The 15,066-nt window shown below is 69.6% G+C and carries 12 protein-coding genes; 3 read left to right on the top strand and 9 right to left on the bottom strand.

Annotation, left to right across the window (positions count from 1 at the left end):
- The first annotated feature begins 195 nt into the window (after positions 1-195).
- Both H5T77_RS09445 and H5T77_RS09450 read left to right on the top strand, forming a co-directional pair.
- Positions 196-1,293 (top strand): tetratricopeptide repeat protein, encoded by a 1,098-nt coding sequence (locus H5T77_RS09445; protein ID WP_292648114.1) that lies wholly within the window; start codon positions 196-198, stop codon positions 1,291-1,293.
- Between the two features lie 222 nt (positions 1,294-1,515).
- Positions 1,516-2,046, top strand: a complete 531-nt coding sequence (locus tag H5T77_RS09450; protein ID WP_292648116.1) for a DUF3145 domain-containing protein — start codon at positions 1,516-1,518, stop codon at positions 2,044-2,046.
- An 81-nt stretch (positions 2,047-2,127) separates the two neighbouring features.
- Here H5T77_RS09450 and H5T77_RS09455 read toward each other — a convergent pair whose 3' ends face one another.
- The 7 genes from H5T77_RS09455 to aceE form a co-directional block, all read right to left on the bottom strand.
- Complete coding sequence (locus H5T77_RS09455) at positions 2,128-3,573, bottom strand: acyl-CoA carboxylase subunit beta (protein WP_292648118.1); 1,446 nt, start codon at positions 3,571-3,573, stop codon at positions 2,128-2,130.
- A gap of 319 nt (positions 3,574-3,892) precedes the next feature.
- Positions 3,893-5,161, bottom strand: coding sequence for a beta-ketoacyl-[acyl-carrier-protein] synthase family protein (locus tag H5T77_RS09460; RefSeq protein ID WP_292648121.1), 1,269 nt, complete (start codon positions 5,159-5,161; stop codon positions 3,893-3,895).
- A 90-nt stretch (positions 5,162-5,251) separates the two neighbouring features.
- Positions 5,252-5,503 (bottom strand): acyl carrier protein, encoded by a 252-nt coding sequence (locus tag H5T77_RS09465; RefSeq protein WP_008364250.1) that lies wholly within the window; start codon positions 5,501-5,503, stop codon positions 5,252-5,254.
- 55 nt (positions 5,504-5,558) lie between these two features.
- Entirely contained in the window at positions 5,559-6,545 is a 987-nt protein-coding gene (locus H5T77_RS09470) for a beta-ketoacyl-ACP synthase III (protein ID WP_292648135.1), read from the bottom strand.
- Positions 6,542-7,732, bottom strand: a complete 1,191-nt coding sequence (locus H5T77_RS09475) for an acyltransferase domain-containing protein (protein WP_292648138.1) — start codon at positions 7,730-7,732, stop codon at positions 6,542-6,544. Before H5T77_RS09475 ends, H5T77_RS09470 begins: the two co-directional genes overlap by 4 nt.
- Positions 7,733-7,835: 103 nt before the next feature.
- Positions 7,836-9,119: a PucR family transcriptional regulator gene (locus H5T77_RS09480; protein WP_292648140.1), complete on the bottom strand. Its 1,284-nt coding sequence runs from the start codon at positions 9,117-9,119 to the stop codon at positions 7,836-7,838.
- A 34-nt stretch (positions 9,120-9,153) separates the two neighbouring features.
- On the bottom strand, positions 9,154-11,994 hold the full coding sequence (gene aceE / locus H5T77_RS09485) for a pyruvate dehydrogenase (acetyl-transferring), homodimeric type (protein WP_472850344.1): 2,841 nt from the start codon (positions 11,992-11,994) through the stop codon (positions 9,154-9,156).
- 85 nt (positions 11,995-12,079) lie between these two features.
- On the opposite strand from aceE, the gene H5T77_RS09490 reads away from it, so the two are divergent.
- A complete protein-coding gene (locus H5T77_RS09490; protein WP_292648142.1) occupies positions 12,080-12,973 on the top strand; it encodes a carbohydrate kinase family protein in 894 nt (297 codons plus the stop codon).
- Here H5T77_RS09490 and H5T77_RS09495 read toward each other — a convergent pair.
- Together H5T77_RS09495 and H5T77_RS09500 are read right to left on the bottom strand one after the other, a co-directional pair.
- A complete protein-coding gene (locus H5T77_RS09495) occupies positions 12,970-13,944 on the bottom strand; it encodes an NAD(P)/FAD-dependent oxidoreductase (protein WP_292648144.1) in 975 nt (324 codons plus the stop codon). The genes H5T77_RS09490 and H5T77_RS09495 overlap by 4 nt on opposite strands.
- Positions 13,941-15,035, bottom strand: coding sequence for a glutamate-cysteine ligase family protein (locus tag H5T77_RS09500; protein WP_292648146.1), 1,095 nt, complete (start codon positions 15,033-15,035; stop codon positions 13,941-13,943). Before H5T77_RS09500 ends, H5T77_RS09495 begins: the two co-directional genes overlap by 4 nt.
- Positions 15,036-15,066 lie beyond the last annotated feature (31 nt).

The following is a 15,066-nucleotide window of genomic DNA, read 5'->3' on the forward strand; positions in this document are numbered from 1 at the left end:
GTCAAGCCCTTCAGCGCCGATGGTACTGCAACCGAGAGGTTGTGGGAGAGTAGGACGCCGCCGGACAAAATTTCAGGTAGAGGCCGTCCTTTGGGGCGGCCTCTACTGCATTTACTGACACTTTGTATGTCAACAGAACGGTCGCGATGATCGTTCGAAGTCGGCTGCGGTGACGCGGCAGTGAGGATGGCGGCTATGGCTGACGAGCGCCGTAGCAACAGAGGCGGAAAGCCCGCCGGACGCCCGGGGGGTCCGAAGAGCTCAGGTTCATCGAACGGCCGTGGCGGCCGCGCAGGTGGCGGCCGGCCCGGAGCCGGACGTAGCAGCGACCGCCGCGATGGCGGCACTGGCGGCTCTGGCCGCGGAGGCGAGCAGCGCCGGGACGGTGGCCGTGGCGGCGACGAGCGTCGCGACGGCAAGCCGACGGGCGGCCGCAGCGGCGCGCCCCGTGCAGGAGGCCGTTCCGACGGTCCGAAGCGCGGCGGTGCCAGCAGCGACCGCAAGGGCGGCTACTCCAAGGACCGCGGCGGCAAGCCGGGCGGTAAGCCCCCTGCCGGGGCACGGCGTCGTTTCGACGAGCCGCGCGAGGAGCGTACGGAGGATCAGCGGGTCTACGACGGCCCGGAGCTTCCGGAAGAGGTGAGCGGCGACGAGCTGGATCGAGCGATCTCGGCTCAGCTGCGTGGGCTGCCGGAGAAGCTGGCGGCGCGTATCGCCCGTCACCTGGTCGCGGCCGACATGTTCATCGACTCCGACCCGGAACTGGCCTACCAGCACGCGAAGGCCGCCAAGTCGCGGACGCAGCGGATCGCCGTGATCCGCGAGGCGCTCGGCGAGGCTGCGTACGCGGCGGGCCACTACTCCGAGGCGCTGGCGGAGCTGCGTGCAGCGAAGCGGATGAACGGCGCGGGGGCGTACCTGCCGATCATGGCGGACTGCCACCGCGCTCTCGGTCAGCCCGAGCAGGCGATCAAGCTCGCGCACAGCCCGTCGGTTGCGAACTTCGAGGCGCCCGCCAAGGCCGAGATGACGATCGTCGAGGCCGGTGCCCGTCGCGACATGGGCCAGCTCGACGCGGCCCTGCGGATCCTCGAGCAGGCGCCGCTGAACAACAAGAGCCGCGAGTCCTGGGTGGTGCGACTGCGCTACGCGTACGCCGACACGCTCCAGGAGGCCGGCCGCGACAAGGACGCGCTGACCTGGTTCCACCGCACGTACGCGATCGACTCCGACGAGATGACCGATGCCGCGGAGCGGGCCGAGGCGCTCGAGAAGACGGTCGAGCGGGACTGAGCTCCCTCCAGAGCATGCAATCAGTGGCGGTCGGCACGTGTGCCGACCGCCACTGACGGTTTTGCTTTGGTACTGGAGATCCTTGGCCGCGTAGGTAAGAATGGGTCCTACTACAACTACAAAGTCATCTACATCCGTGTGATCCACCGAAGCAATTTCCTTCACGCATGATCGAGCCCGCTGGGGAAGGCGTAGCTCGCGCCGCAACGAAGGAGATATTCGGTGACCACTCAGATCAAGGACCCGAGCGCCTCGCGTGGTATCGCCCGAGGCGTTGTGTTCGTGCATTCGGCTCCCTCCGCGCTCTGCCCTCATATCGAATGGGCCGTCGCGGGGGTTCTAGGCGTGCCGGTGACCTTCGACTGGACGCCGCAGCCGGCCCAGGCAGGCACCTACCGAGCCGAGCTGTTCTGGTCCGGTGCGATTGGTTCCGCAGCGGCCATCGCCTCGGCGCTGAAGGGCTGGACGCACCTGCGCTTCGAAGTCACCGAGGACGGCACCTCGAGCTCTGAGGGCGCCCGCTACTCCTTCACCCCCGACCTCGGCGTCTTCCACGCCATGACCGGGATGCACGGCGACATCATGATCCCGGAGGACCGGCTCAAGGCTGCGGTGGTGAAGGCCTCGCTCGGCGACACCACCCTCGAGCTCGAGGTGGACAAGCTCCTCGGCAAGCCGTGGGACGACGAGCTGGAGACGTTTCGCCACGCCGGTGAGGGCGCGCCCGTACGCTGGCTGCACCAAGTCGTCTGAGTGACCCTGTCGGCCGCAGAGCACGGTCGACAAGAACGCCGAGTCGGCGCGTCATGACGCGCCGACTCGGCGTGATTTGGATCAGAGGGGGATGTTGCCGTGGGCGCCGCGGCGTACGCCGACGGTCTGGATGGCCTCCTCGAAGGCGGCGGCGATCGCGCTGCGAGTCACCGCAGGCTCGATGACCTCGTCCACGACACCGATCTCGACTGCCTTGTCGACGCCGCCGGCGAGACGCTCGTGCTCGGCGGCGAGCTCCGCCTCGACCTGAGCGCGGAGGTCGGGCGCGACCTCGGCGAGCTTGCGGCGGTGCAGGATGCGGATCGCGGCGACCGGGCCCATGACCGCGACCTCAGCGCCCGGCCAGGCGAAGACCTTGGTCGCGCCGAGGGAGCGCGCGTTCATGGCGATGTAGGCGCCGCCGTAGGTCTTGCGGGTCACCAGGGTGACCCGGGGGACCACGCACTCCCCGAAGGCGTGCAGAAGCTTGGCTCCGCGGCGTACGACCCCGTCCCACTCCTGGCCCACGCCCGGCAGGTATCCGGGGACGTCGACGAGGACGATCAGCGGGACGCCGAGGGCGTCGCAGAGGCGTACGAATCGGGAGGCCTTCTCCGCGGAGAGGGAGTCGAGGCAACCGCCGAGCCGCAGCGGGTTGTTGGCGACGACACCTACGGTGCGGCCACCGAAGCGACCGAGCGCGGTGACGATGTTGGGGGCCCAGCGAGCGTGCAGCTCCTGCGTGGTGCCCTCGTCGAGGATGTTCTCGACCAGCGGGTGCACGTCGTAGGCGCGCTTCTTCGACTCGGGCAGCTGCTCGGCGAGGTTCTTGTCCTCCACAGCGTGGACGTCGAGGCCACCCTGGGAGCCGAGGAGGGAGGCGACCGTGCGGGCCTTGTCGAGCGCCTCGCGCTCGGACTCGGTCAGGATGTGCACGACGCCGGAGCGTCGGCCGTGGGGCTCAGGGCCGCCGAGGCGCAGCATGTCGACGTCCTCGCCGGTGACGGAGCGTACGACGTCGGGACCGGTCACGAAGATGCGGCCCTCGGGGCCGAGGATGACCACATCGGTGAGAGCAGGGCCGTAGGCGGCACCGCCGGCAGCCGGGCCGAGGACGACCGAGATCTGCGGGATCTTGCCGCTGGCCTGGGTCATCACGTGGAAGATGCGGCCGACCGCGTGCAGGGACAGCACGCCCTCGGCCAGGCGGGCGCCGCCGGAGTGCCACAGTCCGATGATCGGAACGCCGTCGGTGATGGCGCGGTGGTAGGCGTCGACGACCACACGGCAGCCGAGGTCACCCATCGCGCCGCCCATGACGGTGGCGTCCGAGCAGAATGCGACCGCCCGGGTGCCGTCCACCTCGCCGACGGCGGCCAGCATGCCGGAGTCGTCGTCAGGAGAGATGAGCTCGAGGGTGCCTGCGTCGAAGAGCGCCCCGAGGCGGGTCACAGGGTTGCGCGGGTCCTGGTCGCGCGGAAGCTTCTGCTTCTTCGCGGGAGCAGGCGCGGAGGTGGTGATGGTCATCAGGTGATGTCCTGTCGATCGGCGCCGAGCGGGCGCCGTCCAGCCTGTGGGCTGGCCGGGCGCCGCCTCGACGGCAGAGTGAGGTTCTTCCGAGAGGCGGCAGCACCGCCTAGATGGTTGATGCAAGGGCTGGTCTTGCCGATTCGCGCTCGGCGCCGCGCTGGCAAGGCGCCGTCGCGATGCAATACCGGGGTCTTGTGAGCGGCGGCAACGCCGCCAGCGCGGATGCCGAGCGTGAATCGGCTGATCAGACCGCGCATCAATCATCTAGGTGCGCGATGGGAATCGCGCAGCCGGTGCCCGGCCGGCAGGACATGCCCTACAGGCTCCCGTAGATCACCGCGACGTTCGCGCCGCCGAAGCCGAACGAGTTGTTGAGGGCCGCGATGTCGCCGGCCGGCAGGTCGCGGGTCTTGGTGGCGATGTCGAGCTCGACCGCGGGGTCGAGGTTGTCCAGGTTGATGGTCGGCGGCGACTGGCGGTGGTGGATCGCCAGGACGGTCGCGACGGTCTCGAGGGCGCCGGCTCCACCGAGCAGGTGACCCGTCATGGACTTGGTCGAGGTGACCACGACGTTCTCGACATGGTTGCCGAGGGTGGAATGGAGCATGAGGCCCTCGGCGATGTCGCCCTGCGGGGTCGAGGTCGCGTGGGCGTTCACGTGGACGATCGTGCTCGGGTCGACGTCGCCGTCCTGGAGCGCGCCCTTGATGGCACGGCTGCCGCCGCGGCCCTCGGGGTCGGGCTGAGCGATGTCGTGGGCGTCGGCGGTCACGCCGGCGCCGAGGACCTCGGCGTAGATCCGGGCGCCGCGCGCCTGAGCGTGCTCGAGCTTCTCGAGGACGACGATGCCCGCGCCCTCACCGAGGACGAAGCCGTCACGACCGGTGTCCCAGGGGCGGCTGACCGTGGTCGGGTCGCCACCGTCGGAGCCGGACGCGGTCTTGGACAGGGCCATCATGTTGGCGAAGGCCGCGATCGGCAGCGGGTGGATGGCTGCCTCGGTGCCTCCGGCGAGCACGACGTCGGCGCGGCCCAGACGGATCTGGTCGGCGGCCAGTGCGACCGCCTCGGAGCCGGAGGCACAGGCGGAGATCGGGGTCTGAGCCGCGGCGCGGGCGCCGTAGGTCAGAGAGATGTTGGCTGATGAGGCGTTGGCCATCAGCATCGGGACGGACAGCGGGCTGACCCGGCGCGGTCCCTTGGCCAGCAGGATGTCGTAGTTGTCGAGCAGGGTGGTCACGCCGCCGATACCGGTGGCGACGGCGACGCCGAGGCGCTCACCGTCGAGGCCTGCCTCGGTGGCGGTGCCCTCGAAGCCGGCGTCCTTCCAGGCTTCGGCCGCGGCGACCACGGCGAACTGTGCGGAGCGGTCTAGGCGCCTCGCCTTGACCCTCTCCAGGACCTCGGACGGCTCGACGGCGATGCGGCCGGCGATGCGTACGGGAAGGTCGTTGGCCCACTCCTCGGTGAGCTCGCGGATGCCGGAGCGGCCGGCGATCAAGGCATCCCAGGTGGTGGCTACGTCTCCGCCGACCGGGTTGGTGGTGCCCAATCCGGTGATGACTACTCGGGTGCGGCTGCTCATGTGCTCTCCGTGGGTGGTTGGCGCGTCGGGTTCAAGTGAGGAAGGTCCGGCGGCTCGGCCTGGGAGGGTTGGCCGAGCCGCCGGGGCGCGTCAGGCGTTCGCGGAAGCCTTCTCGATGAAGCTCACCGCGTCGCCGACGGTCTTGAGGTTCTTGACCTCCTCGTCGGGGATGGAAACGCCGAACTTCTCCTCGGCAGCGACGACGACCTCGACCATGGACAGCGAGTCGACGTCGAGGTCATCGACGAAGGACTTGTCGAGCTGAACGTCGGCGACATCGATGCCGGCGACCTCGTTGACGATCTCGGCGAGGTCGGAGCGGATCTCTTCGGTGGTGGCCATGTGTGGTGGTTCCTCTCGGATTTTTGTGTGCTGAAACTGTGGGTCTGAATGCAGGCTAGGGGACGACGACGACCTGGGCGGCGTAGACCAGCCCTGCGCCGAAGGCGATGAGCAGGGCGGTGTCGCCGGATTTCGCCTGGCCCTGCTCGATCATCCGCTCCAGAGCGAGCGGGACCGAGGCGGCCGAGGTGTTGCCCATGGTGGCGATGTCGCGGGCGATCTCGACCGTCGCCGGCAGCTTCATGGAGCGGGCCAGCGCGTCGACGATGCGCATGTTCGCCTGGTGAGGCACGAAGCAGTCGAGCTCGTCGGCGGTGATCCCGGCCTTCTCGAGCGCCTCCTGGCCGACCTTGGCCATCGCGAAGGCGGCCCAGCGGAAGACCGGGTTGCCGTCCATCGTCAGCCAGGGGATCTCCTTGGCCTCGTTCGCCACGAACCAGTCCGGCGTCTGGATCATGTCGGCCTTGTCGCCGGAGGAGCCCCACACGACCGGGCCGATGCCCGGCTCGTCGCTGGGCCCGACCACGGCAGCACCGGCGCCGTCGGCGAAGATGAAGGCGGTGCCGCGGTCGTGTGGGTTGGTGATGTCGGAGAGTCGCTCGACCCCGATCACGAGCACGTGCTTGGCGCTGCCACCGCGGACGAGGTCGCTGGCCATCGCGATGCCGTGACAGAAGCCCGCGCAGGCTGCCGAGACGTCGAAGGCGGCCGGGTGGTCGGCGCCGAGCTCGTCGGCGATCAGCGCGGCGACTGCAGGCGTCTGACGCAGGTGGCTGACCGTCGCGACCAGGACGCAGTCGATCTGGTCGATGCCGATCCCGGCGTGCTCGAGCGCCTTGCGCGAGGCGGCGACCGACATCATCTGGACGGTCTCGTCCTCGTTCGCCCAGCGACGCTCGGTGATGCCGGAACGGGTGCGGATCCACTCGTCGGAGGAGTCGATCAGGTCGACGATCTCGCTGTTGGGGACCACCCGGGTGGGGCGGTAGCCACCGACGCCGAGGATGCGGGCATGCGGGGAACCTTTAGGGGCTGAGATCACGAGTGCTGTGCCCCCGTCGGGTGCAGGCGCAGCAGCGGCTGACCGGGGGAGACGAGGTCGCCGTCCTCGACCAGCCACTCGATGACCTCGCCGCCGTGGGCGGACGTGATCACGATGGTGTCGCGGAGGCTGGCGATGGCGCCGATGTCGGTGCCGGCGGGGATCACGTCGACCCCGGAGACGGCCTCGGAGAGCTGGAAGGTGCCCTTGGTCGGGGAGACGACCAGCCGCCACGTGGGCGTGGTCTCGATCAGGTTGGTCTCGCCGTGCTTCTCGACGAACGCGCGGGCGTCCTCGAGCTGGTCGGGAGTCTTCAGGGCGAAGGTCTCGACGCCCTTCAAAGCGCGCTTGGCGATCCCGGTGAGGGTGCCTGCAGGCGGCATCTCCAAGATGCCGGTGACACCGATGTCGGACATGGTGTCGAGGCAGAGGTCCCAGCGGACGGGGCTGGCGATCTGGCCGACGATCCGGTCCAGGGCCTTGGCGCCGTCGTGGACGATCTGGCCGTCCTTGTTGCTGATCAGGCGCGTACGCGGGTCGTGGGTCGTGACGCTCTGGGCCAGCCGGGCCAGGTGGCCGACGGCGGGCTCCATGTGCTCGGTGTGGAAGGCGCCGGCGACGCTGAGCGGCATCAGTCTGGCCTTGGCGGGCGGCTCGGCCGCGAACGCCTCGAGCTGCTCGAGCGTGCCCGCTGCGACGATCTGGCCGGGGCCGTTGTCGTTGGCGGGGGTGAGGCCGTGCTTCTCGATCGAGGCGAGCACCTCGTCGCGGGAGCCGCCGAGGACCGCGGTCATGCCGGTCGGCGTCTTCGCGGCGGCCTCGGCCATGGCCTTGCCGCGCTCGCGCACGAGCACCATCGCCTGCTCGGCGCTGATCGCGCGGGCGCCCGCGGCGGCGGTGATCTCACCGACGCTGTGGCCGGCGACAGCGCCGATCTTCGAGAAGGCGTCCGCGGGGTGCGGGAAGAGCTGGAGAGCCGCGACCAGACCGGTGGCGACCAGCAGCGGCTGGGCGATCTCGGTGGCGCGGATGGTCTCTGCGTCGGCATTCGTGCCGTAGTGGATCAGGTCGATGCCTGCGACGGTTGAGAGCCACTCCATACGAGCGGCGAAAGCGGGGTCCTCCAACCACGGGGTGAGGAATCCTGGTGTCTGAGCACCTTGTCCTGGGGCGACAATGACGAGCACGAGACGATACTTCCTTCTGGAGGGGGGTCGGAGCACCTTCAGCGACGACGAATATCTGTCACGCAATCTTGTAGGAGTGCTACAAAGCCGCAGAGTGTGAGCCTCAATGGTCCTGTTGTCGGCCCAGGATCAGGGCGACCTGCAGGGTGAGCGCGTCGCGGGAGTCGGTCGGGGCGAACCCGGTGAGCTCGGCGACCTGCTTGAGTCGGTAGCGCACGGTGTTGGGATGCACGAACAAGGTGCGCCCGGTCGCCTCGAGGCCGCCGCCGGCGGCGAAGTACGCAGCCAGCGTCTCGATCAAGGTGCTGCGAGCCTCCACCAGCGGCTGGTAGAGATGCTCGATCAGGTAGCGATGGGCCCACGCGTCGCCGGCCAGCGCACGTTCGGGCAGGAAGGACTGGCTCAGGGCGGGGCGAGGCGCGTCGGGCCAGCCGGGCGCTGCCCGATAGGCCGAGAGCGCAGCCCGGGCGGAGTTGGCGGCGGTCGCCAGTCCGGCGGCCACCGGTCCGACGACGACGGGGCCGTCGGCGAAGAGATCGGCGATGCGGCCGGCCGCCTTCAACGGATCGTCGATGCCGCCGAGCAGGGCCACGAGCCGGTCTCCCTGGACGGCGCACAGGGTGTGCAGGCCGTGGGCGCGGGCGCGGCGGCGTACCTCCTCCATGGCGGCGTCGAGGCCGATCCCCTCGGGGGCGTGGCCCAGCACTGCGCACAGCGGCAGGTCGGCGTCCCAGCCGAGCGCGCTGGCGCGGGAGAGGACGACCTCGTCGGTCTCGGCGCGCAGGACGGCGTCGACCACGAGCGCCTCGAGCCGGGCGTCCCAGGCCCCACGCTGCTCGGCGGCGCGGGCGTAGACCTCGGCGGTGGCGAAGGCGACCTCACGGGCGTAGCGGCCGATCGCCTCGTGCACGTCGGCGGCGTCCTCGGGGCCGAGGAGGTGGTCGATGTTGGCCTCGACGACCTCGATCGAGAGTCGCACCAGGTCGACGGTCTGCTGGAGGGTGATGATGCCGGTCAGCGCCCGGGGCGCGACGCCGAACATCGACGCGGCCAGGTCGGGCTTGGCGGTGTCTGCGGAGGCGCCGCCGCCGTACCAGCCGACGAACTCCTTGATGCCCGCCTGGACGATCAGACCGACCAGGGAGCGGTTCTTGGCCGAGAGGTCCTTGAACCACGGCATCGCGTCGTCCATGCGCGACGTGGCGGCGGTCGCCAACCGTCCGGTCGCGCGCCGCAGCGCCTGCGCGGTGCGCTGGCGGGTGGGAGGGATCACTGCGGTCACGTCGTCCATTCTTGCGCGGCGTACGTCCAGAAACTTGCCGGGGGCGGATGTTTGCCCCAGGTAGAAGCGCCGAGCCGGCGCAGATGTCTCAAGGATCTGGGACATCTGCGCCGACTCGGCGGCTTGCAGGGTCGCCGGCTCAGGCGTCCCCGCCCTCCTGCATGATGCCCTTCGCCGCGGTGGGATCGTCGATCCGGTAGGCGTCGAAGGCCTTCTTCACCAGGGTGCCGTCGATCTCGCCGGCCTCGGCCAGGGCCTGGAGGGCCTGGACGACGACGGACTGGGCGTCGATCTGGAAGAAGCGACGCGCGGCCGGGCGGGTGTCGGCGAAGCCGAACCCGTCGGCGCCGAGAACGCGGTAGTCGTCAGGCACCCAGCGGGCGATCTGCAGCGGGACGGCCCGCATGTAGTCGGAGACCGCGATGACGGGGCCGTTGGACCCGGCGAGCTTCTCGGTGACGAACGGCGTACGCGGGGTCTCGCCCGGGTGGTTGAGGCTCCACTGCTCGGCGTCGATCGCGTCGCGGGCCAGCTCGTTCCACGAGGTGACCGACCAGGTGTCGGCCTTGACGCCCCACTCCTCATCGAGAAGACGGGCAGCCTCTTCGATCCACGGGTAGCCGACGCCGGAGGCCAGCAGGCGGACCCGCGGGCCCTCGCCCTCGGCGGTCGAGACCTGGTGGATGCCCTTCAGGATGCCCTCGGCGTCGATGCCCTCGGGCTCCTTGGGCTGGCTGACCGGCTCGTTGTAGACGGTCAGGTAGAAGATGACGTCCTCGCCGTGCGGGTGCTCCTCGGACGTGCCGTACATCCGCTCGAGACCGCTCTGCATGATGTGCGAGACCTCGTAGGCGAACGCCGGGTCGTAGTGCACGACGGCCGGGTTGGTCGCGGCCAGCAGCGGCGAATGGCCGTCTGCGTGCTGGAGACCCTCACCGGTCAGCGTGGTGCGGCCGGCGGTGGCGCCGATCAGGAAGCCGCGGCCCATCATGTCGGCCATCGCCCAGATCGAGTCGCCGGTGCGCTGGAACCCGAACATCGAGTAGAAGATGTAGAACGGGATCATCGGCTCGCCGTGGGTCGCGTACGCCGTTCCGGCAGCGGTCGCGGAAGCCACTGCGCCGGCCTCGGAGATGCCCTCGTGGAGCAGCTGGCCCTGTGCGGACTCCTTGTAGGAGAGCAACAACTTCCGGTCGACCGACTCGTACTGCTGGCCGCCCGGGTTGTAGACCTTCGCACTGGGGAACATCGCGTCCATGCCGAAGGTGCGGTACTCGTCCGGTGCGATCGGGACGATGCGCTTGCCGATCTCCGGGTCGCGCATCCAGTCCTTGAGCAGCCGGACGGTCGCCTGCGTGGAGGCGACCTTGTTCTTGCCGGAGCCCTGCTTGAGCTCGGAGTAGATCTTGTCGCCCGGCAGGGTGAGCGGCTTGAACTCGACCCGGCGCTGGGGGAGCGGGCCGCCGAGCTGCTTGCGGCGCTCCATCATGTACTCGATCTCGGCCGACTCCGGACCCGGGTTGAAGAACGGCGCAGCACCGGTCTGCTCGTAGGTCGCCTCGAGCTCCTTGTCGGAGATCGGCAACATCAGCCGGTCGCGGAACTTCTTCAGGTCCGCCATGGTCAGCTTCTTCATCTGGTGGGTGGCGTTCTTGCCCTCCAGAGCGTCGATCGTCCAGCCCTTGATGGTGTGGGCGAGGATCACCGTCGGCTGCCCGGCGGTCTTGGTGGCCGCGTCGAAGGCGGCGTAGACCTTGCGGTAGTCGTGGCCGCCGCGGGGGAGCTTGCGGATCTGCTCGTCGCTCATCTGCTCGACCATCTTGCGCAGGCGCGGGTCGGAGCCGAAGAAGTTCTCCCGGACGTAGGAACCGGTCTCGACCGAGTAGGTCTGGAACTGCCCGTCAGGGGTGGAGTTCATCTTGTTGACCAGGACGCCGTCGACGTCCTTGGCGAGCAGCTGGTCCCACTCGCGGCCCCAGATGACCTTGATGACGTTCCAGCCGGCGCCACGGAAGTTGGACTCGAGCTCCTGGATGACCTTGCCGTTGCCGGTCACCGGGCCGTCGAGCTGCTGCAGGTTGCAGTTGATCACCCAGACCAGGTTGTCGAGCTCCTCACGGGCGGCGACCCGGATGGCGCCGAGCGACTCGGGTTCACCCATCTCGCCGTCGCCGAGGAAGGCCCACACGCGCTGGTCGGAGGTGTCCTTGATGCCGCGGTTCTGCAGGTAGCGGTTGAAGCGCGCCTGGTAGATCGAGTTGATCCCGGTCAGGCCCATGGAGACCGTCGGGAACTCCCAGAAGTCGGGCATCAGACGCGGGTGCGGGTAGGACGAGATGCCCTGGCCGACGCCGTGCTGCACCTCCTGGCGGAAGCGGAAGAGCTGCTCTTCGTTGAGCCGGCCCTCGAGGAACGCACGCGCGTAGATGCCGGGGGAGGCGTGGCCCTGGATGAAGACCTGGTCGCCGCCGCCGGGGTGGTCCTTGCCGCGGAAGAAGTGGTTGAAGCCGACCTCGTAGAGGCTCGCGGAGGACTGGTAGGTGGCGATGTGGCCGCCCACCTCGAGGCCCTTGCGGTTGGCGGAGGAGACCATGACAGCGGCGTTCCAGCGGATGAAGGCGCGGATGCGTCGCTCGATGTCCTCATCGCCCGGGAACCACGGCTCGCGGTCGGAGGGGATGGTGTTGATGTAGTCGGTGCTTCGCAGGGCAGGGACGCCGACGGACTGCTCGCGGGCACGCTCCAGAAGACGCAGCATGACGTAGCGGGCCCGATCGCGCCCGCTCGTCTCGAGCATCGCGTCGAAGGAGCCGAGCCACTCACTGGTCTCTTCGGGATCAATGTCCGGAAGCTGGGTCGGTAGACCCTCGTGGATTACGGTCGGCTGGGCGGGGGTAGGGCCCTGCGGACCACCAGTCGTCTCGGTGGATTCATCGGTCACATCCTCAATGGTCGCACGCGGTCTGGAGCGGTCGCCCATCCGCGGTGGGTTACTGGACAGTAGGCGGTTTCTGCTGGTCAACCCCGGAAAATTCGTTCGTACGCCGAGTTGCTAATCTGCCGCCGTGACCAGCCTGGATCGTGACAATGCCGCTGCTGACGTCTTGGTGGTAGGAGAGGCGCTGGTCGACGTCGTCACCACGGCTGACGGCGTGACCCGGGAACATCCCGGCGGGAGCGGCGCCAACGTCGCCGTCGCGCTGGGCCGGCTCGGCCGGCCGGTGCGCTACGCCGCCTCCTACGCCGATGACGCGCGTGGGCAGTCCCTGGCCACGCACCTGGCCGACTCCGGGGTGCGGATGGCGTGCGACCCGCACGTGCTGCCCCGGACCTCGACCGCGCAGGCCACCATCGGGGACGACGGGTCGGCGGCGTACGTCTTCGACCTGGAGTGGAAGCTCGGCGAGATCGCCGTGGGCACGCCGCGGTTCGTTCACATCGGCTCGCTCGCTCCGGTGCTCTCGCCCGGCGCCGAGACGGTCTTCGCGCTGCTCGACGGGCTCCCGGACGGCGTGCGCGTCCTCTACGACATCAACATGCGGCCCACGCTGACCGGAACCGGCCAGGAGGTCGTCTCGCGGATCGAGCGGGCCGCGGCGTACGCCGATGTGGTCAAGGCGAGCGACGAGGACCTGGAGACGCTCTACCCCGGGCTCAGGCTCGACGACGCGGCGGCTCGGCTGCTCGAGCTCGGCGCCGGCGCGGTCGCGGTGACCCGCGGTGGCGACGGCGCCAGCTGGATCACCGCGTCCGAGCGGATCGACGTCGGCGCCGAGAAGGTGACGGTCGTGGACACCATCGGTGCCGGCGACACCTTCTCTGCCGGCCTGGTCGACGCGCTCTGGGACGACTTCGAGCGCGACCGGCGTGAGGTGCTCGCCCACGGTGTCCGCGCCGCGGCCGTCACCGTCTCGCGCGCCGGTGCCAACCCGCCGACCCGCGCCGAGCTGGGTGCCTAGGCGCCCAGGCGCTCGGCGAGCGTACGTCCCAGCCAGGCGGCAGAGCGGATGGCGCTGCCGCAGTTGGCGATGAGCAGGCCGGTGGCGGGTTCGTCGACCACGAGGGTCTTCTGCGCCGTGTCGACGCCCCAGAGGATCTCGTCGACGCGGGCCTCACGGAGCCAGGGAAGGGTCGCGCCGAGCCCGCGGTCGAGGATCGTCGACCAGTGGTCGACAGGTCCTGAGGTGTCGTCGTCCTCGACGATGTCCTCCTGGCCGACCAGGACCCGCAGCCGGTCGTCGATCAGCTTGAGGAAGACGTAGCCGAAGCCGTCGCCGACGGGCACGATCGTGTGGGGCATCTGCTCGCGTTCGGGCGGCACCGGGAGGTCGAGCACGAAGAGCTGGCGCTTCTCGGGCGCCGCGCTGCTCTGCGGGAACACCGAGGCGTTGGCGGCACCCATCGCGCCGAGGACCCGGCCGGCGCGGACGGTGCCACGGGTGGTCTCGACCATGTGCCCGGAGCCGTCCGGACGGACTCCCGTGACGGCGACAGCGTCGATGAACTGCGCTCCCCGCTCCTCCGCCTGGTCTCGCAGCAGCTCGACCAGCCGCGTGGCGGAGACGTTGAGCGCCGGGATGAGCTCACCGGTGTGGAGCAGGTGGTAGGTGTTCTGGAGCATCGCCAGATCCACCTGCGGTGCGGCGCCGCGGATGAACTTCTCGGTCTCGGTCGTCATCTCGCGCTTGACCGGATCCGGCCAGGTCCATCGGAGGCTGCCCCCGGAGTAGCGGTAGGTCGCGAGGTTCGCCGGATCGCCCGGGGGATCGTAGTTGAGCACCACCACACGCAGGCCCGGCCTGGCCAGGTAGTAGGCCGTCGCGGCGCCGACGGGCCCGGCTCCGCAGATCACCACATCGGCCTCCGCGGGCAGTGTCACGAGCGGGTCAGTGGTCGTGTCGGCGGGCAGGTCGGTGGGCAGATCGGTCAACGAAGTCCTTCCGAGAGGTACATCAGGCCTGTGCGCGAATATGCGTCTAGAAGGCTATCGGCAGGCGTACGTCCCGCGCGCAGCAACTGGTCCAGTCGGTCGAGGTGGCCGGCCTCCGCGCCCATGGTCGACCCCGCGGCGAGGGCTCGGTGGGCTGCGGTGAGCACCTCGCGGGCGCCGGCGGCGATCTCCGGATCGGCGAAGGCGGCCGTGGCGGCGCGCTGGTGCAGGTCACGGCTGGGGGTGTCGGCGAGCCCCGGGAGGTCGTCGGCGAGGCAGACCCCGAGCGTCAGGGCAGCTCCGGCGAGCAGCAGGTCGTGGGAGAGGAAGGCGTCGAAGGCCTTGAACTCGATGCGTCCCTCCTCGTGGGGGATCCGCGGTGGGTGGACCATCGTGGGTTCCGCCCCTGCCGGCGGTGAGCCCACGAAGCAGCGCGCCGCCACGCGCCGCCAGGTGCGCTCGTAGGTGCGCTTGCTGGGGCCGCGCCACGGCCGGCCGGCGTGGAAGGGAGAGCTGAAGCTGAACGGCACCATGAACGGGCTGTAGTAGGTCAGCCGCCGGGTCACCTCGACGACGTCGGCCGCGGAGAGCCCGGGGAAGGAGAGGTTGATGTCGGGGCCGTAGCTCAGGTTGGAGACCTCGGCGTGGTCGTACTCACGATGCTCGGCCCGCATCTGCTGCTCCCACTCGTTGAGCGGCGGGTCGAGGACGTACGCCTCGCGGACCGGGTTGAAGCCGACGATGCCCAGGGTCAGGCCGAGGGGATCGAGACGCGCGGAGAGGTCGGTCTGCAGATCGATCAGCCGGTCGGCGGCCTCGGTGGTGTTCGAGCAGATCGGGGTGCGGATCTCCACCCCCTTGACCAGCATCGACGTGAAGACCCCGTTGGGGTCGAACCGCTCGTCCCCCTCGAGGTACCAGTAGCCGTTCTTGATGCCGAGGTCACCGCGCACCAGACCTTCGTCGGTGGTGCCGGAGCCGTCGGCGAGGGCGTGTTGGAGGGCGGCGAAGTCGAGGTCCCCGAAGTCATGGAAGGCGCCCGTCTCGCTCACCAGGGCATACTCGAACTCGAACCCGGCGGAGTAGAGCACGACGACACTCTAGGCCAGTCCGCGGGCCGCG

It is taken from the genome of Nocardioides sp., assembly GCF_014360585.1.
In the GTDB taxonomy this organism is placed as follows: domain Bacteria; phylum Actinomycetota; class Actinomycetes; order Propionibacteriales; family Nocardioidaceae; genus Nocardioides.

What these genes read in the sequence shown, in the direction of transcription:
- H5T77_RS09480 (WP_292648140.1), bottom strand. Translation starts at nt 9,119, where the DNA reads ATGTCCCAGATCCTTGAGACATCTGCGCCGGCTCGGCGCTTCTACCTG.
- H5T77_RS09445 (WP_292648114.1), top strand. Translation starts at nt 196, where the DNA reads ATGGCTGACGAGCGCCGTAGCAACAGAGGCGGAAAGCCCGCCGGACGC.
- H5T77_RS09465 (WP_008364250.1), bottom strand. Translation starts at nt 5,503, where the DNA reads ATGGCCACCACCGAAGAGATCCGCTCCGACCTCGCCGAGATCGTCAAC.
- H5T77_RS09455 (WP_292648118.1), bottom strand. Translation starts at nt 3,573, where the DNA reads ATGACCATCACCACCTCCGCGCCTGCTCCCGCGAAGAAGCAGAAGCTT.
- H5T77_RS09460 (WP_292648121.1), bottom strand. Translation starts at nt 5,161, where the DNA reads ATGAGCAGCCGCACCCGAGTAGTCATCACCGGATTGGGCACCACCAAC.
- aceE (WP_472850344.1), bottom strand. Translation starts at nt 11,994, where the DNA reads ATGGGCGACCGCTCCAGACCGCGTGCGACCATTGAGGATGTGACCGAT.